The 17,975-nt window shown below is 58.1% G+C and carries 20 protein-coding genes; 5 read left to right on the top strand and 15 right to left on the bottom strand.

Annotated elements, in window-relative coordinates:
• Positions 1-6: 6 nt before the first annotated feature.
• The 10 genes from acpP to WCS52_00055 all read right to left on the bottom strand — a co-directional run bounded on the left by acpP (position 7) and on the right by WCS52_00055 (position 8,720).
• Entirely contained in the window at positions 7-246 is a 240-nt protein-coding gene (gene acpP, locus WCS52_00100) for an acyl carrier protein (GenBank protein MEI6165571.1), read from the bottom strand.
• Positions 247-270: 24 nt separating this feature from the next.
• Positions 271-1,017 carry a 3-oxoacyl-[acyl-carrier-protein] reductase gene (gene fabG, locus WCS52_00095; protein MEI6165570.1) on the bottom strand — a complete coding sequence of 249 codons (747 nt, stop codon included), beginning with the start codon at positions 1,015-1,017 and terminating at the stop codon, positions 271-273.
• A 43-nt stretch (positions 1,018-1,060) separates the two neighbouring features.
• Positions 1,061-1,990, bottom strand: a complete 930-nt coding sequence (fabD, locus tag WCS52_00090; GenBank protein ID MEI6165569.1) for an ACP S-malonyltransferase — start codon at positions 1,988-1,990, stop codon at positions 1,061-1,063.
• Between the two features lie 48 nt (positions 1,991-2,038).
• Complete coding sequence (locus WCS52_00085; protein MEI6165568.1) at positions 2,039-3,031, bottom strand: beta-ketoacyl-ACP synthase III; 993 nt, start codon at positions 3,029-3,031, stop codon at positions 2,039-2,041.
• The gene (plsX, locus tag WCS52_00080) at positions 3,028-4,035 is read right to left on the bottom strand and encodes a phosphate acyltransferase PlsX (protein ID MEI6165567.1); all 1,008 of its coding nucleotides are present in this window, start codon (positions 4,033-4,035) and stop codon (positions 3,028-3,030) included. The genes WCS52_00085 and plsX overlap by 4 nt, the downstream gene beginning before the upstream one ends.
• A 4-nt stretch (positions 4,036-4,039) precedes the next feature.
• The gene (gene rpmF, locus WCS52_00075) at positions 4,040-4,222 is read right to left on the bottom strand and encodes a 50S ribosomal protein L32 (GenBank protein ID MEI6165566.1); all 183 of its coding nucleotides are present in this window, start codon (positions 4,220-4,222) and stop codon (positions 4,040-4,042) included.
• A complete protein-coding gene (locus tag WCS52_00070; GenBank protein MEI6165565.1) occupies positions 4,188-4,697 on the bottom strand; it encodes a DUF177 domain-containing protein in 510 nt (169 codons plus the stop codon). The genes rpmF and WCS52_00070 overlap by 35 nt, the downstream gene beginning before the upstream one ends.
• Positions 4,698-4,699: 2 nt before the next feature.
• A complete protein-coding gene (gene coaD / locus WCS52_00065; protein MEI6165564.1) occupies positions 4,700-5,182 on the bottom strand; it encodes a pantetheine-phosphate adenylyltransferase in 483 nt (160 codons plus the stop codon).
• Positions 5,179-5,766 (bottom strand): 16S rRNA (guanine(966)-N(2))-methyltransferase RsmD, encoded by a 588-nt coding sequence (rsmD, locus tag WCS52_00060; protein ID MEI6165563.1) that lies wholly within the window; start codon positions 5,764-5,766, stop codon positions 5,179-5,181. The genes coaD and rsmD overlap by 4 nt, the downstream gene beginning before the upstream one ends.
• Before the next feature lie 632 nt (positions 5,767-6,398).
• Entirely contained in the window at positions 6,399-8,720 is a 2,322-nt protein-coding gene (locus WCS52_00055) for a Tex family protein (GenBank protein ID MEI6165562.1), read from the bottom strand.
• A 184-nt stretch (positions 8,721-8,904) separates the two neighbouring features.
• Between WCS52_00055 and WCS52_00050 the strand changes: the two genes are divergently transcribed.
• From WCS52_00050 to WCS52_00030, 5 genes are read left to right on the top strand one after another with little or no spacing between them, the layout of a single operon-like run.
• Positions 8,905-9,840, top strand: a complete 936-nt coding sequence (locus tag WCS52_00050; protein ID MEI6165561.1) for a glycoside hydrolase family 130 protein — start codon at positions 8,905-8,907, stop codon at positions 9,838-9,840.
• A gap of 1 nt (position 9,841) precedes the next feature.
• Positions 9,842-12,793, top strand: coding sequence for a beta-galactosidase (locus WCS52_00045; protein MEI6165560.1), 2,952 nt, complete (start codon positions 9,842-9,844; stop codon positions 12,791-12,793).
• A 55-nt stretch (positions 12,794-12,848) separates the two neighbouring features.
• Positions 12,849-13,595: an ABC transporter ATP-binding protein gene (locus WCS52_00040; protein MEI6165559.1), complete on the top strand. Its 747-nt coding sequence runs from the start codon at positions 12,849-12,851 to the stop codon at positions 13,593-13,595.
• Complete coding sequence (locus WCS52_00035) at positions 13,592-14,380, top strand: ABC transporter permease subunit (GenBank protein ID MEI6165558.1); 789 nt, start codon at positions 13,592-13,594, stop codon at positions 14,378-14,380. The genes WCS52_00040 and WCS52_00035 overlap by 4 nt, the downstream gene beginning before the upstream one ends.
• On the top strand, positions 14,377-15,240 hold the full coding sequence (locus tag WCS52_00030; protein ID MEI6165557.1) for a hypothetical protein: 864 nt from the start codon (positions 14,377-14,379) through the stop codon (positions 15,238-15,240). Before WCS52_00035 ends, WCS52_00030 begins: the two co-directional genes overlap by 4 nt.
• On the opposite strand, the gene WCS52_00025 is transcribed toward WCS52_00030, so the two are convergent.
• From WCS52_00025 to WCS52_00005, 5 genes are all read right to left on the bottom strand, one after another.
• Complete coding sequence (locus WCS52_00025; GenBank protein MEI6165556.1) at positions 15,216-15,785, bottom strand: DNA-3-methyladenine glycosylase I; 570 nt, start codon at positions 15,783-15,785, stop codon at positions 15,216-15,218. The genes WCS52_00030 and WCS52_00025 overlap by 25 nt on opposite strands.
• A gap of 64 nt (positions 15,786-15,849) precedes the next feature.
• Positions 15,850-16,302, bottom strand: a complete 453-nt coding sequence (locus WCS52_00020) for a pyridoxamine 5'-phosphate oxidase family protein (GenBank protein ID MEI6165555.1) — start codon at positions 16,300-16,302, stop codon at positions 15,850-15,852.
• A gap of 110 nt (positions 16,303-16,412) precedes the next feature.
• Positions 16,413-16,784 (bottom strand): pyridoxamine 5'-phosphate oxidase family protein, encoded by a 372-nt coding sequence (locus WCS52_00015; protein MEI6165554.1) that lies wholly within the window; start codon positions 16,782-16,784, stop codon positions 16,413-16,415.
• Between the two features lie 100 nt (positions 16,785-16,884).
• The gene (locus WCS52_00010; protein MEI6165553.1) at positions 16,885-17,223 is read right to left on the bottom strand and encodes a type II toxin-antitoxin system PemK/MazF family toxin; all 339 of its coding nucleotides are present in this window, start codon (positions 17,221-17,223) and stop codon (positions 16,885-16,887) included.
• Positions 17,224-17,586: 363 nt separating this feature from the next.
• A complete protein-coding gene (locus WCS52_00005) occupies positions 17,587-17,841 on the bottom strand; it encodes a helix-turn-helix domain-containing protein (GenBank protein MEI6165552.1) in 255 nt (84 codons plus the stop codon).
• Between the last annotated feature and the right edge of the window lie 134 nt (positions 17,842-17,975).

Genomic DNA, 17,975 nt, shown 5'->3' with positions numbered 1-17,975 from the left:
CAGAACTTAGGCCGTGATGCCCTTGCTCTTCAGGTACTCAATGACCCCGCCGACGGTGGTCAACTTCTCGGCATCTTCATCCGGGATTTCAGCGCCGAATTCCTCTTCGAACGCCATCACGAGTTCGACTGTGTCCAGGGAATCCGCGCCCAAATCCTCGATAAAAGAAGCTTCGGGTGTGACCTGTTCGGCATTCACGCCCAACTGTTCGACGATGATATCTTTGACTTTATCTTCAAGTGCCATGTTCATTCTCCTTCTTTTTTGTACTTACTGCATCACCATTCCACCGCAGATCGGAAGAACCTGCCCTGTCATGTACGAGGACATATCACTCGCCAGGAACAGAACCACGTTCGCCACATCCTCCGGCTGACCAAACCGTCCCATCGGGATGGCCCCCAACATCTTCGTCCGGACCTCTTCAGGTAGCGCCTCGGTCATCTTTGTCTCGATGAAACCGGGGGCAACCGCATTCACCCGCACGTTTCGCGTAGCCAGTTCCTTTGCCGCCGACTTGGTCAAGGCAATCACCCCAGCTTTTGACGCTGCGTAATTACACTGACCGGCATTGCCAATCAAGCCAATAATTGAGGCCACATTGACGATCGCGCCGGACCGTTGCTTCATCATGGGGCGGGCAACCGCCTTGGTGAAGAGGAAGGTCCCCTTCAAATTGACGGTGAGCACGGCATCCCAGTCCTCCTCCGACATGCGGATCATCAGGGTATCCTTGGTAATTCCAGCGTTATTCACAAGAATGTCAATTTTGCCGAATTCCTTAACGGCCCCGGTCACGGCGGCGTCCACGGCCTCGGCATTACCGACATTGACCTCAAAACACTTCACCTTCCGGCCCATGGCCTCGATCAAACCGACCGTTTCGGCCAGCCATTCGGCCTTCAGGTCACAGAGCGCCACATCGCACCCCTCAGAAGCCAGTTTCTTCGCAATGGCCTGCCCGATCCCCCGTGCCGCACCGGTCACTAATGCCACTTTACCTGTCATTGTCGCCATAATAACGCTCCTAACACCCTCAAGAGCGAGGGTTGTTTGAATCTCACGCTTTCAACACCGCCACGGCCTTTTCCAGTGTCGGCACATCCTGGATGCTCACCGAAGACGCATCCTTATCAATCCGCTTGATCAACCCAGCCAGAACTTTACCGGGCCCGCATTCAATATACTCGGTCACACCCATCGCCTTGAAGGTTTCGATGCTGGCCACCCACTGTACTGACGACGTGACCTGTTTCAGCATCTGGACTTTGATTTCTGCCGGGGAGCCATGCGGTTGGCCCGTGACGTTTGAAAGCACGGGAATGACAGAGGCGTGAAGCGGCACTTCGTTGAGCACCTGCTCCAGTTTGCCGGCCGCAGAGGCCATCAGAGGCGAATGAAAGGCCCCCGCCACCTGCAAGACGACCGTCTTTTTGGCACCGGCCGCCTGGGCCAGCTTCTCGGCTTCCGCTATTTTATCCTTATCCCCCGACAACACAATCTGCTCCGTCGAGTTGATGTTCGCCATCTGGACCCCGGCCGCCTCACACACTTTGACCAGTTCCGCCATGGGGAGCCCCATCACGCTGACCATTCCGCCGGGCCGCTCCGTGCAGGCATCCTGCATGGCTTTCCCGCGAACCTGAAGAATTTTAACCGCCTCCTCAAAGGAGACGACGCCCGCCGCCCATAGCGCGGTCCACTCGCCCAGACTGAGCCCCGCCGTGCCCGCTACCTGAAGGTCGGGATACAGCTTCTTAAGAGCGGTGAAACAGGCCGCACTGGTCACGAAAATAGCCGGCTGACATTTATCCGACTTGGTGATCTCCTCGATCGGGCCTTCCGCGCACAATTTGGCAAGATCATAGCCCAGTACCACGCTCGCGCGGTCAAACAGCTCTTTGCACTCAGGATAGGCCGCCGCCAGATCCTTACCCATTCCAACAAATTGAGCACCCTGCCCTGCAAACACTACGGCTCTTTTTTTCATCTTCGCGTCCCTTTCACATCTCACGTCTTACATCTCTCGTCTCACATCTTACATCTTCACAACCATGGCACCCCAGGTGAGCCCGCCGCCAAAGGCGACCAGAATCACATGGTCGCCCTTCTTGATACGCCCAGACGCCATGGCTTCATCCAGCGCCACCGGAATCGAGGCCGAGGACATGTTTCCATACTTATCCAGATTGATGAAGAATTTCTCAGGCCCCACCTCCAGGCGCGACCGGATCGCCTCGACGATACGCATATTGGCCTGATGCGGCACCACGCAGGCGATATCCGCCATGGTCAGCCCGCTTTTTTCCAGCGCACGCCGGGCCGATTCGCCCATGGCCCGCACCGCATGTTTGAAGATCTCCTTGCCTTCCATCCGCATGTAATGCAGGCGGGCTTCGACAGTCTGGGCGGACGCAGGCGTTCGACTGCCCCCCGCCGGAAGATTCAGCAAGCCACTCAATCCGCCATCGGAACCGGTCACGGCCGAGAGAATCCCTTCCCCCGTTTCGCGCGCCTGCACCACCACGGCCCCGGCGCCATCCCCGAACAGCACACAGGTCGTCCGGTCCTGCCAATCCACGATCGTGCTCATCTTTTCGGCCCCGATGACCAATGCTGTCTTGAACCGCCCGGTCAACAGATATTGGGACGCCGCATCCAGGGCGAAAAGGAACCCGGTACAGGCCGCTTCCAGTCCGACACACGTGGCGTTTTTCGCACCGATCAGTTTCTGGACGAAGCAGGCGGTATTGGGAAACGGCATATCCGGCGTAATGGTCGCCACAATGATCAGGTCAATGTCCTCGGGCTTCACCCCGGCAGACGCCATCGCCCGACGTGCCGCCTCAGCCGCCAGGTCCGACGTGGCCTGATCGTCCCGGGCGATGTGACGCTCCCGGATTCCGCTGCGGGTGACAATCCACTCATCCGTGGTGTCGACCATTTTCTCCAATTCAGCATTGGTTAGTATGCGCTCAGGGACATAGTGTCCTGTTCCAATGATCGCGGCGTGGCGTTGGGTGGTACTCATGATTTGTTACTCAACTTCCTGGCTTCTTCAATAATATGATCGTTAACATGATGCCCCACCGATTCGCAGGCGACCCGCACCGCATGATAGATCGCCGTCCGCGACGAGGATCCGTGGGTGATAATACAGATCCCGTTCACTCCCAACAACGGAGCCCCGCCAAACATCTCAGGATCCATGCGCCGCTTGATGGTCTTCAGGGCACCCCGGAGCAACAGGGCCCCCAGGATCCGGATCGGGTTGGCCTTGAACTCTTTCTTCAGCCAGGAACCGATGGCATGGGCCACACTCTCACTGGTCTTTAACACGACATTCCCGACAAATCCGTCGCAAACCACCACATCCGTCTCCCCCAGGAATAAATCATGTCCTTCGACATTCCCCCTGAAGTTAACGGGCGCCGCGCTAAGAAGCCGGAACGCCTCCTTGGTGGTCTCGTTTCCCTTGGAATCCTCGCCCCCGATGCTCATCAAGCCGACCACGGGATTCACCTGACCGAGGATTTCCCGGGCATAGACGCTCCCCATGACCGCGAATTCGGCCAGCAATGCCGGCGAGCAATCGGTATTGGCGCCCGCATCAATCAACACAATCGGACGCCCCATCGTCGGCATCACGGTGGCGATGGCCGGCCGTTGGATGCCCGTCAAGGTACGCAACTTGAGCGTGGCCGCCACCACCATGGCTCCGGTATTTCCGGCCGAAACGGCAGCATCCACCTCGCCCGCATTGATCATATCCATCATCCGGCTGATGGAATTATCCTTTTTCTTGCGAATCGCCAAAGCAGGCGTTTCCTCCATGCCGATGATTTCGGAGGCATGACGGACTACCAACTTTGAAGGAAGGGGGCCATACGCCTTAAGCTCCTGACGGATCACCTCTTCCTGGCCAACCAGGACGAGGGTCGTCAAGTCTTTCAGCTCCCGCGCCGCTTTCACGGCACCGGCCACAATCTCTTTGGGGGCAAAATCGCCCCCCATCGCATCGACGGCGATACGCATAGGCTTAGTCAGCCTTGACGCTCACCACTTGACGCCCGCGATAGTAGCCGCATGAACGGCATACCCGGTGCGGCTCCTGAGGAGCCCCGCACTGCGGACAGTTCTTGATCGTCATCACACGAGCCTTGATACATGCCCTTCGGGTACGAATCTTAGCTTTCGATTTTTTTCTTTTTGGAACTGCCATTTTTCACCTCAATATTGTCCAGACCGCTAAATGCCGTCCAACACATTTCCTTAAGCGGCTTACACCCGCACTTCGCCCGATTCAGGTTTACGCCGCACACGGGACACAACCCACGACACGATTCCTGACACACCGGGTAATTTGGAAAGGCGAGGATAATAGTTTCGCGAACCTCATCCGTCAAGTCTAGCGTCTCATGAAGATTGACGACTTCCTGCTCGTAGAAAAAGGCCCTATCCTCCACCTCTTCCACGATGATGTCCGCACAGCGCGAACACACCAACTTCACCTCGGCCCGCACCTGCCCCGTCACGAGCAATTCATGCTCGAGGCATTGGACATGCAACTCGTAGTCGATGGGTCCGGCCGCAGGAGCGTTCACATCCTCTTTAAGATCAACGACTTCCGCAGGAACCTGTCCCTCGATATCCAACCCCTCCTCGGGAATCCGCCAAGGCTCAATTTTGATAGACATGGTCACCTTCCCATCTTTTTGTCGATAAACCGCTTCACCGCCGGCGGAACAAAGGGCGTGACATCCCCGCCGCGCTCGGCAATTTCCCGCACCGTACTGGAGCTGATGTAGCTGAAGGTTTCCTTCGGCATCAGGAAAATCATTTCTATTTCGGGGGCCATTTTCCGGTTGGCCAGCGCCATCTGGAACTCGTACTCAAAGTCAGAAAAGGCGCGCAACCCCCTCAACAGGACATGAATGCCCTTGGCACGGGCGTAATTCACCAGCAGTCCATCAAAGGCATCCACCTTGACGTTTTTCATCCCCTTGACCGACGCCTTGACCATGGCCATCCGCTCCTCGGCGCTGAACACGGTTTTTTTCCGGGAGTTGACCCCCACCGCCACAATGACCTCTTCAAAAATATGGGATGCCCGTTCGATCAAATCCAGGTGGCCTAAGGTTAGCGGATCATATGACCCGGGATAGATGGCTGAATGTTTCATGATTTCCTCATTTTCCTGTAAAGCGTTACCCGCGTCCCCCCGTACACCTTTGAGGTCATGCTCTCCCAGGCAAAATGCCGGGCTTCAGCCTCTTCACGGGACTGTTCCATTACAAAAACGCCATCATCCGCCAGAAGTCCGCCCGCCGCCAGCATATTCAACAGCCGGCCCGCCCAGTTGGCCGTACCAGGCCGGTCATAGGGGGGGTCCGCGAAAATAAGGTCATAGCTCCGTGTGCCCCGCAACCCTTCAATGAACCGGAACACATCACTCCGCGTGGCCAGCCACTCCTGATCCCCGGTCTTGCCGGACAGCCCACCACACAAGGCCTCCAGATTCGACTGCAGGACAGGAAACACCTTGGCCCCGCCTTCCACCCAGTCAATACGGGCGGCACCCCGGCTCCACGCCTCCAGCCCCACGGCGCCGGTTCCGGCAAACAGGTCAAGAAAAGAGGCGCCGGGAATCCGGTCAGCCAATGAAGAGAAAACCGCCTGCCGGACCATATCCTGCGTCGGCCGCACCTCATCCCCCTTGGGCGCCTTGATCAGACGCCCCCGTAATATGCCTCCCGTTACTCTCATGCCGGGCACTATAGCCATTGATCGGCGTAGATGCAACCGCAGGAGATTCCCCCAAAAAAACTGCGGCACACCATCGGACTGGATTGGACAAAACAACCACTTGGCAGCCGCAGCGGCTCACCGGGACGGTTCGCCCTACCCAAATGCAAGTTCCGGGTAACGATCCGGCGGCGATGGCGAAGCAGGGGGATCAGGAGAAGACGGCCCGGAAAGCCCGTGGGCGCATACACGCGGGTCTCCCGATCCCGGATCATCTCCAAAACGAGCGTTTTGAAGCTTTTTCGGCGTAGATTCCTAAGAAAATCGAAATTCCAGTCCAGTTGACTGGACTGGGAAAGAGGCGATTCTTGTGCCCTGGCTCCGGTGGTTGAAAAACAAGCGGTTTAAGGCCATTTAATTATCTACCCGTTGTCCCTGCACCCCGAAGCGGGTGCCACTCCTCAGCCCGGGGAGAAACCCCGGGTTCATGTTCTCAGGCGCCCACGTTGTGGCCAAACCGTGCGAAAAAAGGCTTCGGACTCCTCCACTCAACTCGGCCTCAATGTCCGCTTTCATACAATGATTGTAGGGGTTAAATCCCCTGGCTTTAGACTTCAACCCCTTCAGGTTTGTTGATCTATTCGTCATCCTTATTACAACCCCAATCCCCCGAATGGATTTGAATTGAAGGCCGGCCTGGCGGAAGGGCGTGGACCGTTCCCCGGCCCGCGCCGTTCGCCGGGCCTGTTGGCGCCCCGGTCGGCTCCGGAACCCGGACTGGACCCGGTCCCTGCCCGGCTACCGCTTTTCGCGCTCAGGGCGATCCGCTTGCGCTGGGCGTCCACATCCTTGACCCAGACCTTGATCCGGTCCCCGGCCTGCACCACCTCGGCGGGATCGGTGATATACCGGTCGGCCAGTTCGGACACATGCACCAGGCCATCCTGATGCACGCCCACATCCACAAACGCCCCAAAGGCGGTGACATTGGTGACAATACCCATCAACTCCATACCCGGCTTGAGATCTTCGATGGCATTGACGTCATCCCGGAAGCAGGGCGCCTCAAACGTCTCTCGGGGATCGCGCCCCGGCTTCTTCAATTCCGCGATAATATCCTTCAAGGTGGGCTCCCCCACCTCGGCACTGACATATTTGCGGATCTCAATCTTGTCGGCCAGCGTGGCATTCCCCACCAACTCCTTCAGCTCTACGCCAAGATCAGCCGCCATTTTTTCAACCAGCGCATAGCGTTCCGGATGCACCGCCGAGCCATCGAGCAAATGGGCTCCGCCCCGGATCCGCAAGAACCCGGCAGCCTGCTCAAAGACCTTGGGCCCCAGACTGGGCACCTTCAACAAGGCGGCCCGGCTGGTAAAGGCACCATGCTTGTCGCGATAGGCCACAATCTTCTTGGCCAGACTGTTTCCGACCCCCGAGACCCGGGCGAGCAGAAAGGCGCTGGCCGTATTGATTTCAACCCCGACGTGATTCACACAGCTGACGACGACATCCTCAAGCTTCTGAGCCAACAGCGGCTGATGCACATCATGCTGATATTGCCCCACCCCGATAGACTTCGGATCCAGCTTCACTAATTCCGCCAGGGGGTCCTGCAACCGGCGTCCAATCGATATGGCACCACGCACGGTCAGATCCAGATCTGGGAATTCATCCCGGGCCACTTCAGAGGCGCTATAAATACTGGCCCCCGACTCATTGACCTGGATCACCATGATATTCGACAAATTGGCCTTTTTGAGGGTGTCGCGGATAAAGGCCTCGGTTTCACGCCCGCCGGTCCCGTTGCCCACGGCGATCGCGGCCGGCTGCACCTTGGCGATCAGTTTGGCCAGATCAATCCGGGCCTCCATGCCCGCGCGCTCGCCCTGGCTCAAATACAAGGTCGTATTCTCCAGGAACTTGCCGGTGGCATCCATCGCCGCCACTTTGCAGCCCGTGCGAATCCCCGGATCCACCGCGATCACCGCGCGTCCGCCCAGGGGTGACGCCAGCAACAGGCTCCGCAGGTTCTTGGCAAATATTTCCACCGCCGCCCGGTCCGCCTTCATCTTCAGGTCCACCGATACATCGGTCTCAACGCTCGGCGCAATCAGGCGCTTATAGCTATCCTCAATGGCGGTCCGCAGGTGAACGGCAAACGGGGACCGCTCATTCACCTTCATGATCTCCCCGATCCGGCGCAGCACCGGCTCGGCCTCAACGGTGAACGAGCGCTTCAAGACCCCTTCATTTTCGCCACGCCGAATCGCCAGATAGCGATGCGAGGGGATATCCACCGCCTTCTCCTTGAAGTCGTAATACTGCTCAAACTTGGTCGGTTCCTGCGTCTTCTCCTTGACCGCCTCGGACACAATCACCCCGTTGGCGGCATAATACTGGCGGCCCAATGCCCGGATATCCGCATTTTCAGAAATCAGTTCAGCCACAATGTCACGGGCACCTGACAAGGCGTCGGCCCCTGACTCGACCTTCTTTTCCACATCGATAAACGCTTCGGCCTCCTTGTCGGGATTTCCGGTGGCAGGCTGAGCCAGGATCATCAGGGCCAGCGGCTCCAGCCCCTTTTCCCGGGCGATCATCGCACGGGTCCGGCGTTTGGGCTTGAAGGGCAGATAGAGATCCTCCAGCACCGTCTTGGTGGTGCAGGCCAGAATCTTGGCCTTGAGTTCTTCGGTCAACTTCCCCTGCTCCCCGATGGAATCCAGAACGGTTTGTCGGCGCTCCTCAAGATCCTTGTAATACTGGAGCCGCTCCTGGATCTTTCCAATCTGGACTTCATCAAGATTCTCGGTCACTTCTTTGCGGTAACGGGCAATAAAGGGAATGGTCCCCCCCTCCATCAGCAACTTGGCCACAGCCAGAACCTGCCGGGGGGCGATGGCCAACTCCGCCGCCAGGCGGGGAATTGACGAGGCATCTAACGCATCATTTTGATCAACTTCAGCAACCATGGTGTTCTCCTCAAAAAAGGGGGGCATTTTTACTGATTCCCGACAGGAAGAAAGAAAAAAATTCAATCTCGGCAGAATGCCGCCCGCCAGAATTCGAAATATCGGCATTTCTTGACATCAATCCTCGCTCTCGGCAGGATATGAACTTTTTCATAAGCCGTCATATTTTTTTAAGGGAGCAGCCATGTATCGAGAAGAAACATATCTCAAGCGGTATTCCGGAAACCCCATCCTACGCCCCAACATGCTGCCGGGCGCTGAAGCCATGATGAATGGCTGCCCGTTCATCTATCGCGATAAGATCCATCTCCTGCAACCGGTCATCTGGCGCAACAAGGAGTTCACCTCGATGCACGTCTGTGACAGCGACGACGGCATTCACTTCAACATCAACCCGGAACCGTTCATTCAATTTACGCCCCAGGCCCAGGGTGAAGACAATCCCCTCTTTCATCTCGACCGCTGGGCCATCGACCCGCGGGTCACGAAGATCGGGGACACCTATTACATCATGCGGCCTGGCGATAGTTACCTGGGTACCGTCGCCCTATTGGGTTGCACCAAGGACTGGAAGACCTATGAGCACATCGAAATTGTCTCACTCCCCATGAACCGCGTCCCCTGCCTGTTCTCTGAAAAGATCGGCGGAAACTATGTCCGCCTCGACCGCCCCTCCGGCCGGCGGGAAGGCGATATCTGGATCGCCCGCTCCCCGGACCTGATTCACTGGGGTCAGTTCCGCCCCCTCCTGCGCGCCGGCTTCCACTGGAACAGCAAGAAGGTCGGACCGACTGTCCCGATCCGGACGGAACAAGGCTGGCTCGTCATCACCCACGGCGTCCAGGACTCGTGTGCCGGCTCGCGCTATTCCCTTGGCGCCATGCTTCTGGACCTGGAGAACCCCGAAAAAATCGTTGGCCAGATGAAAAGCTGGATCCTGACCCCTGACCGGGACTACGAATTTAACGGCAACGTCCCCAATGTCGTCTTCGCCTGCTCCGCACTCGCTGATGTCGCCCGCGATGAGCTGCGGGTCTATTACGGCGCCGCGGACACCTACATGTGCCTGGCGACCGGTTCGTTGAGCCAGATCATCAATGCCTGCCTGAAAGGGGAATGAGATGAAGATCGCAGTATTTGAAAGCGCCGGGTTTCTTCCCCTTCCGGAATTCACGGCAGAGGATGTCCGCCGGGTCGTGACGGCCATGAATGATTCCTGTCTGACCCTCGATGCCGCCGGGCTTGAGACCCTGCAGCGCAGCCAGATCGACACGCTGATCCTGCCATATGTCCGGGGCAACTTCTCCCCGGAGGCGCTCTCCAGCCTGATCCGGTTCCATGCAGCGGGGGGCAGTCTGTTGTTCCTGGGCGACCTGCCCAATCATGACGCCTGGTTCCCCTTACGCAACATGGAGTCCTGGCGGCTGAACCTGACCCGTTGCAATGATGGCGTCAACGTGACCGGCCTGACACCATTCGGACGCGCGATCCTGGGCGACCTGCCCGGACTGGACGTCATTGCCGGTAAAGATCTTCCGGGCCTGCGAGTCACCGCCTTTCCCCCGGATGAAACGCATTGTCTTTTCACCATCAAAAGTTATGACCATTCCACCACCTCCCACGCCGTCGTCTGCGTAGAGCGGAAACGGGAGCAATTCCTCGGAGCCAAACTGGCCGTGATCGGATTCACGGGCGGCGAATTCCGGGAAAACGTGCAGGGGGTTTACTACCGCCCCTGGACCCATAACCCCGGCCTGCTCGACCGGAATTGGGTCGGCGCCACCCCGCTCGTACAGGCCCTGCTCCGCTGGCTCGAACCGGCCCCCGTCGCCGGAGCCATCGAACTCGAACCCGTCCACACGCTGAGTGCCGGCAGCCAGGTGCGGGTTCGCATGACCACGCCCTGCGGCCACCCCGTCCTCATTGAAAGCGTCCAGTTGATCCATGGTGAGACCAGGCAGATACTGGACCTCCCCGAACTGCGCGGTCCCTTGAGCGGGACCACTTCCCGACTGGTTCAACTCCCGAAACGGCCGTTCGGCATCACCCGTTATCAGCTGGTCGCCCGCATTAACGGCCGGGATATGACCCTTGCTGAAACGAATGAATATGTGGTGCCGGATGATGCCGCCACCCACCTGGGATTCGGAGCCTCCACCTTCTGGGCCTTCCAGGGCGGAACCGTTCCCGAAGAATACCGCGCGTTCGTCCGCGAACTGCGCCGGCGCGGGTGTCAATACATCCGTGCCAATCTGCCCTGGGAAGATATTGAACCTGAAGCCGGACGCTACGACTGGACCATTCCGGACGCCCTGGCCGCGTTTGCCGCCGAGGAGGGTGTGGTCTTCTCGTTCTGGCTGTTTCCCGTCACCCGCGGCGCCGCGCTGGGGGATGGGGGTGTACCGGCCTGGACCCTGAAAGAGCCCGCCATTGACAAAGACGGTCACCCGGGCAACTTCCCCACCTTATGGAGTCCGTTCTATCGCCAGCACTATTTCGCCATGCTGGATCAACTCACCAAGCGGTACGCCCGACACCGGGGTGTGTGGCGCTTTATTCCCGATTTCGGCAATTCGGATTTTCCTTACGGCTATTACTACTACGGGAATCCGTCCACCCTGTTCGATTATTCCCCCATCGAGCGCAAGGCCTTCAGCCGTTATCTACTGGAACAGCGCGGCTATTCAATGGACCAGATCAGTGCCCTCTATGGCCGTGCCTTCACATCGCTGGAAGAGGTGCCCGTCCCTCTGGCCGACCTTGATCCCGATGCCTGGCGGGTCTATCTCGACTTCCGTGCCTGGACGATCCAGGGCGGCATTCAGGAAGCGTTCAGGGTCTGTGCGGCGAATGCACCGGACAAGGTTCCGCCCGACCTTCCCGGCCATGGCGCCGGATCGATCTCGGACCTCTCCTCTTTTTATCTGGAAGCCAAGGCCAAACACTGGCTCGAGGAGCGTAAGTTCGAGCCCCACCATGTGGCGCTCCATAACGCAGGTCCCGAATGGGGCGGCGAAGCCTGGCAGGTCGGAGGCGACTACCGGCAGTACGACGACGCGCTGTATCAATCGCTGCGGACCAACGCCAACTACTACACGATTCCCGGCCCAGACCTGGGGTTGACCGGCGACACGATCGCCCGCAACGGGTTTATCAGGCGGACCATCATGGGGGCCCAGCGGCTGGATCCTGAACTGGCCGTTATTGACCGGATTGGCTGGACCGACTGGTCCTCACTGGCCAATGTGGCTGCCCGGCTCGACCAGAGCGCCGCCTTGCTCTGCCGTAACCACCGGTTCGACTTCTCCTGCTACCGTCTGCTGACGCTTCCGCCCGATGAGCTCATGGGCCAAACGGCCACCATCGGGACGGGCGGATCCATGCTGCCCAATGATGAAGGGTGGTATTGGCTGATCAGGGAATCCGTGGAGAAGGGCCTGAATCTCCTTGTGTTCCCGAACTCATGTCAGGCGGGCCGCACCCCTATCCCCCTCACCTTCCTGCGCAAGATCCTGAAACTTGAGGATGTGACGTATGGGGAAAGCCGGCCCTGCACCATTCTCTGGCCCCCCTCGTTTGCCGGCGGACAGTCGTCCGGTCACGCCAAACCCGTTCACGCGGACGGCGAGGTGCTGGTCCGCGACACGGCGGGTCACCCGCTCCTCGTACGCCGTCCCTATGGACGTGGCTCCATCCTGCTGGCGGGTTATGACTGCGGGCCGGACTCCCCGGATGGCGCTCACCAATATGAGCGTGATGCCTGTATTGCACATCACTCGCTTAACCGGCTATGCCTGCATCTGGGGATTGTCCCGCGAAATCTCAAGACAGGGCAGCTCTATGTGGCCAAGGAAGTGGTCAGCCGGGCGGGTAAAGATTACCTGCTGATGTTCGGACACCTGCCTGGAACGGTCCGGGCCTCCGCCCAGGTCAAACTCCAAAAGCCCTCCTCCCAGGCCTATGATCTGGCCACGGGGGAACGCTTCCCCGTAACCACCGGAGTGGATGGCTGGTCCTCACTCGAATTTCCCCTCCATCACCGGGTAGGCCGGTATCTCGCCTTCCACGACTAACGCCCCCCTGATATACGCTTTTGACGGGCTTTCCATTCTGTGATAAAAAAGCAGCATGATTCCTGCCATTGATATACAAGGCTTGAGTGTTTCCTTTTCCGCGCCCACCGGAACCGTTCAGGCACTGAGCAACCTGACGATCACGGTCGCACCGGGCACCGTTTTCGGATTTCTTGGCCCTAACGGCGCGGGGAAGACGACGACGATCCATGTCCTGCTCGGGTTCCAGGAGGCCGATCAGGGCGCCGCCCGGCTTTTCGGCAAACCGGTCACCGAAACCATCGCCCGGGAAAAAATCGGCTATCTCTCTGAAAATCCGGACACCTACAATTTCCTTACCGGCCGCGAACTCCTGACCATCGCCGGGCGCCTGTTCAATCTCCCCGCCTCTGAAATCCGGACACGCGCCGATCAGCTCCTGCATGAAACCGGGCTCACCTTCGCCGCTGATCGCCGGATCGCCGGCTACTCCCGCGGCATGCGGCAGCGAATTTGTATGGCCCAGGCCCTGATCAACGACCCCGAACTCCTGATTCTGGATGAGCCCACAGGAGGACTGGACCCCCTGGGCCGCATGGACATCCGGCGGATTATTGCCGATCGCAAAAAAGCCGGGAAAACCGTTTTCTTCTCATCCCATGAATTATCCGAGGTTGAACTGGCCTGCGACCGGGTGGCGATCCTGTCACAAGGCCGGCTCATCGCCGAGGGACCGGTCAGTGAATTGGTTTCCCCGGGAGAAAATCTGGAACGCTATTTCATCAAGGCCGTCACCACGGCACACCCCGCGGAGCAGCCATGAGACAGATCTTTACATTAGCCGGAGTCGTATGGCTCGAGATGGTGCGGCGGAAAGAGCTCTCGGTGCTCCTGATTCTCCTGGCCACCCTGCTGGCCGGCCTGCTTTCCTTCGACGTCTTCGGCCTGTCCCAGGTGACCGGATACGTGAAAGACATGGGACTGCTGGCCGTCTGGGTCCTGTCGTGGATCCTGGCCATCAACACCTCGGTCCGCCAGTTGCCTCAGGAAGAACAGCGGGGCACGCTGTTTTCCCTGCTGGCCAAACCGGTCTCGCGCCTGACCCTGATCTGCGGGAAGTGGCTTGGAGCCTGGTCCATCACCTGCCTGTCCCTCGTGGGTTTCTACCTGACGGTCAGCCTGGCCGTCTGGATCAAGGGCGGCACCTTCAACCTGGCCACGCTGCTACAGGCCATCCTGCTCCATGCGGCCGCCATCGCCCTGATCACGTCCCTTGGGCTCGCGTTCTCCACCCGGCTGAACCGGGATGCCGCCACCGTGACCACCTATATCATCACCGGGGCGGGCTTCCTGCTGTTGCCCCGCATTCCCAGCATGCTGGTTGAGGCCAGGGGCATCTCCAGTTACGCGCTCTACACGGTCTACTACCTGTTCCCCCATTTCGAGTTATTTGATCTGCGCCGCCGGCTTGTTCATGACTGGGGTTCCGTTCAATGGCTCACGCTGGCCGAGATCCTCCTGTATGCGGCCTTGATGACGACGGTCTTTTTGTCACTGGCCTGGCTGGGATACCGGAAGCGGCGGTTTTCTCGCGGAGACATCCTGTGAGTTCCCGCTCCTCAGCATGGGGTGCGGGACTCCTGGTGGTCAGCGCCTGGGGGCTGGCTTTTTCGCTGGCCGCCCACCTGACGTCCACCCACTCCGAGCCGGGTCCAGCCGCAGGGCTGGCCGATTGGCTTCTGGGAGAAAGTCGGCAGGCCCTGAGCCTCAATCTCTTTAATGAAGCGGACCTGTATTTCCACAAAGGGGTGGCACACCGGGAAACCGCCATTCAGATTTCCGGCCCGTTCCATCGTTGGCAGGCGGACATCACGCCCGTACAACATGCACATGCAGAGGGTGACGCCAGCGCGGAGATCCTCCCCTGGCTCAAGCTGGCCACCCGGGCCGACCCTCATAACGTCGAGGCCTATCTGGTTGCCTCATTCTGGGCCAATACCGGCTTACACCGGCCGGATCTCGCCGGCGACATCCTGAATGAGGCCCAACGCCTGAATCCCGGCGACTATCGCATCGCGCTTGAAAAAGGACGACTGGCCATCGTGAGCCATCGTTTCGATGCCGCCATTCCGCCGCTCGAGTCCGCGCTGACACTCCAGACCCACACCCCGGCCACACCCGACCGGCTCCGTGAACTCACCCTTGACCGGGCAGAAATCCTCACATTTCTCGGCTTTCTCAAGGAGGCACACGGAGAACGAACTGAGGCGATCCACTGTTTCAGAACCGCTCTGGCGCTTTTTCCCGAGCGAATCTCCCTAAAAGAGCGGATCACCCTGCTGGAAAAGGGGCAAATGCCAAGGGAATCCGCGCAACACCAACTGGAACAGCTTACCCGGAGAACCGCTGAGGATACCTGTAAGGACGAAGACCACGCCCCTGATCACCCTGAACATATTTCCTTGTAGCGGAAGCAATCCGCGACGTGGTCGTTCACCATGCCGACTGCCTCCATGAAGGAATAACAGATGGTTGGTCCCACGAAGTTGAATCCCCGTTTCTTGAGGTCTTTGCTCATCTGGTCGGACTCCCTCGTCGTCACAGGAAGGTCCGTCATGCATTTCCAATGATTCTGGACAGGGGTGCCATCCACATAGCGCCACAGGAACGTGTCCAGTGTCCCGTATTCCTTCCGGATGGCCAGAACGCCCCGCGCATTCCGGATCGCCGCCTCAATTTTGAGGCGATTTCGCACAATGCCGGGATCATGGAGCAGCCGGTCGATGTCCTGCGGCCCGTATCCGGCAATGCGCTCGACGTTGAAGTCATGAAAGGCCTTCCGGTAGTTCTCTCTCTTCTTCAGTATCGTCAGCCAGCTCAGGCCCGCCTGGGCCCCTTCCAGAACGAGGAATTCAAACAGGCGCCGGTCATCATGAACCGGCACACCCCATTCGTCATCGTGGTACGAAACATAGATCGGATCGCCACCACACCATTCACACCGTTTCTTCATATCAGATCCATTCCCAACCGCAGTTCTGAGGCGCGCGGGGTCCACGCTCTGGTCCGGTACCGGATCATTTGCGAGCCTTGCCTGTGATTGATTCCACCCGGATCCTGAACACCTTGGTTTTGTCGATGAACGCGTCAACGTACTCAAGCCCCTCTTTGAGGTAGCCGGGCGAGTACTTTTCGAGCAACAGGACAAGGCCTTGTTTCTTCTCCTCAGCAAAAAGCTCCTCCACGAAGCCTGAGGCACTAGCACTTTCGTACTTGGTCCCGAACTTCTCGGGTAACATTTTTGTTCGGCCGACCACGCAAAACGAGACTCTCGTGTTCGCGGTGAGAATCTCGATCTTCCGGCCCTCCGGAGCACAGTGGAAGTAAATGTCGTCACCCGCCAGTGCGAAGTTCAGGGGGATACCATAAGGCACCCCATCTGGACACGCCATGGAGAGAACGCCGTATTCGGCTGATTCGAGCAGGTTTCTGGCTTCCTCGATGTTGATTGCCCTGTCGTTACGTCTCATTATTCCTCACTGAACGCATTTTTCATCAGTTTCTTTGCGTCGCCGATCTTCTGTAGTAACCGGCGTGTCACCGGTATGCGCCAAGCGTGCCGCCGCCATGTAATGAGGCTTTACCAGGTTTGAGTGGCAGATTCAATGGTGACGGCCAAGGTCGCACGCAGCCAGCTGAACTTCTCTTTCATGAAATCAAAATCAGGGCCGGACGTCACGAACCTCGCCTTTCCCTTGATCAGGAAACCGGCACCCGCTCCATGCAGCCCCTCCACCTTACTGCTCCCCAGGGTAATCAAGACATCTGGATGGCGGGCAATGTTGGCCTCCGTCTTGTGCATATATCCGGCGGGGATGAACAGCCGTTCATCTTGCGATATCCTGAGGTAACTATTCCACGTATTGACCAGATGGGGCCCATCAGGCCCTAGGGTGGCAATCGCAACCACGCCGTCCTTCTTCATGATTTCCTGCAGTTTTTCTGAGATCATCGTATCTTCCTCCTGTTGTTTGTCTTGGTATTGTACCGAACGCCCACCTTGAGTTTCGGAGCGTCAGCGACGTAAACTCCGAGGTGTTGTTCGCCGAATTTCAAATCGCCAAAACAAGTCGGATTCCGTTATCGACTTCCGCCATGACAGACGCCTCCACCTTTTTGACCTTTTCCGTCAGACACTGCTTGTCAACCGTGATCACCTGAGACACGTTGACCACGGAATCCTTGGCAAGGCCCGCATGTCGTGCCTTGATCAAGATATTGCCAGGAGCCTGGGCGAGCGCAACATTGGATGTCAGAGCCGCAACAATGACGGTGCCGATCCGGCTACGGTTGAACTCATCTGATTGAACAATAAGGACAGGTCGCCGATAGCCCGGCCCCGACCCTTCCGGTTCCCCCAGAGAAGCCCTCCAAATCTCGCCCCGGTTCATCACCATTTCTCCTTGGAAATCGATGAGGCCTGCATTCTTGCGAGCGCCGGATCAAGGTGGGAGTTTTCCTTGTCGTACAGTCGGTTGAGGCGTTCCGTCACCCCTTCGTTCCGACGCCGGGACAAGAACTCCACCAAGGCGCGCGTAAACAAGGCACTTCGGCTCAAATGGCTTTGATGCGCGAAATTCTCAGCTGCACTAAAGACGTCATCCGGTATTGATATGGCGGTTTTCATGATTCAATGGTATAACCACGGTAATACTTTCGTCAATAATCATTTCCGGGCGAACGGTCACAATCTGGCTGAGGAGCGGAGCGACGATAGCCAGAATTGTGTGGTTCGCAGTTTATAGATTCATTTATCAGGCAATTTTCAGAGTCAACCGTTTGCCAATAGCCTCGGCGAACTTCTCTAGTGTGGATAACCTGATATCCTCCGCGTGATTCTCAATCCGGGAGATGGCCGATTTCTTTGTGCTCAGGCGTGTGGCGACTTCATCCTGCGTGAGCCCCGCTTTTTCGCGAGCCGTACGAAGGACGAGTCCGATCTTAAACTGTTCGTACCCAGTTTCAAATCCGACCGCGAAAGCGGGTGACCGCTTTTTCCGCTTCTCAATGTATTTCTCTAGATCAAAACCAGGGACATACTAATTGAGGTGAGCGCCGAATTACCAAAACCAGGGACATACTAATTGAGGTGAGCGCCGAATTACCATCTCATTATTGTTGTTTTTGAAACATGACATCCTAA

The organism is bacterium (assembly GCA_037128595.1).
In the GTDB taxonomy this organism is placed as follows: domain Bacteria; phylum Verrucomicrobiota; class Kiritimatiellia; order CAIKKV01; family CAITUY01; genus JAABPW01.
The sequence above is the reverse complement of the archived record's forward strand: the minus strand, read 5'-3'. Positions and strand labels throughout refer to the sequence as shown.

Bases quoted from the DNA above. Each gene is read 5' to 3' on its own strand.
- plsX (MEI6165567.1), bottom strand. From the start codon at position 4,035: ATGCGTATCGCCGTCGATGCGATGGGGGGCGATTTTGCCCCCAAAGAG.
- WCS52_00070 (MEI6165565.1), bottom strand. From the start codon at position 4,697: ATGTCTATCAAAATTGAGCCTTGGCGGATTCCCGAGGAGGGGTTGGAT.
- WCS52_00050 (MEI6165561.1), top strand. From the start codon at position 8,905: ATGTATCGAGAAGAAACATATCTCAAGCGGTATTCCGGAAACCCCATC.
- acpP (MEI6165571.1), bottom strand. From the start codon at position 246: ATGGCACTTGAAGATAAAGTCAAAGATATCATCGTCGAACAGTTGGGC.
- WCS52_00020 (MEI6165555.1), bottom strand. From the start codon at position 16,302: ATGAGACGTAACGACAGGGCAATCAACATCGAGGAAGCCAGAAACCTG.
- fabD (MEI6165569.1), bottom strand. From the start codon at position 1,990: ATGAAAAAAAGAGCCGTAGTGTTTGCAGGGCAGGGTGCTCAATTTGTT.
- WCS52_00010 (MEI6165553.1), bottom strand. From the start codon at position 17,223: ATGAACCGGGGCGAGATTTGGAGGGCTTCTCTGGGGGAACCGGAAGGG.
- WCS52_00085 (MEI6165568.1), bottom strand. From the start codon at position 3,031: ATGAGTACCACCCAACGCCACGCCGCGATCATTGGAACAGGACACTAT.
- WCS52_00045 (MEI6165560.1), top strand. From the start codon at position 9,842: ATGAAGATCGCAGTATTTGAAAGCGCCGGGTTTCTTCCCCTTCCGGAA.
- coaD (MEI6165564.1), bottom strand. From the start codon at position 5,182: ATGAAACATTCAGCCATCTATCCCGGGTCATATGATCCGCTAACCTTA.
- fabG (MEI6165570.1), bottom strand. From the start codon at position 1,017: ATGGCGACAATGACAGGTAAAGTGGCATTAGTGACCGGTGCGGCACGG.
- WCS52_00025 (MEI6165556.1), bottom strand. From the start codon at position 15,785: ATGAAGAAACGGTGTGAATGGTGTGGTGGCGATCCGATCTATGTTTCG.
- WCS52_00055 (MEI6165562.1), bottom strand. From the start codon at position 8,720: ATGGTTGCTGAAGTTGATCAAAATGATGCGTTAGATGCCTCGTCAATT.
- WCS52_00015 (MEI6165554.1), bottom strand. From the start codon at position 16,784: ATGATCTCAGAAAAACTGCAGGAAATCATGAAGAAGGACGGCGTGGTT.
- rsmD (MEI6165563.1), bottom strand. From the start codon at position 5,766: ATGAGAGTAACGGGAGGCATATTACGGGGGCGTCTGATCAAGGCGCCC.
- WCS52_00035 (MEI6165558.1), top strand. From the start codon at position 13,592: ATGAGACAGATCTTTACATTAGCCGGAGTCGTATGGCTCGAGATGGTG.
- WCS52_00040 (MEI6165559.1), top strand. From the start codon at position 12,849: ATGATTCCTGCCATTGATATACAAGGCTTGAGTGTTTCCTTTTCCGCG.
- rpmF (MEI6165566.1), bottom strand. From the start codon at position 4,222: ATGGCAGTTCCAAAAAGAAAAAAATCGAAAGCTAAGATTCGTACCCGA.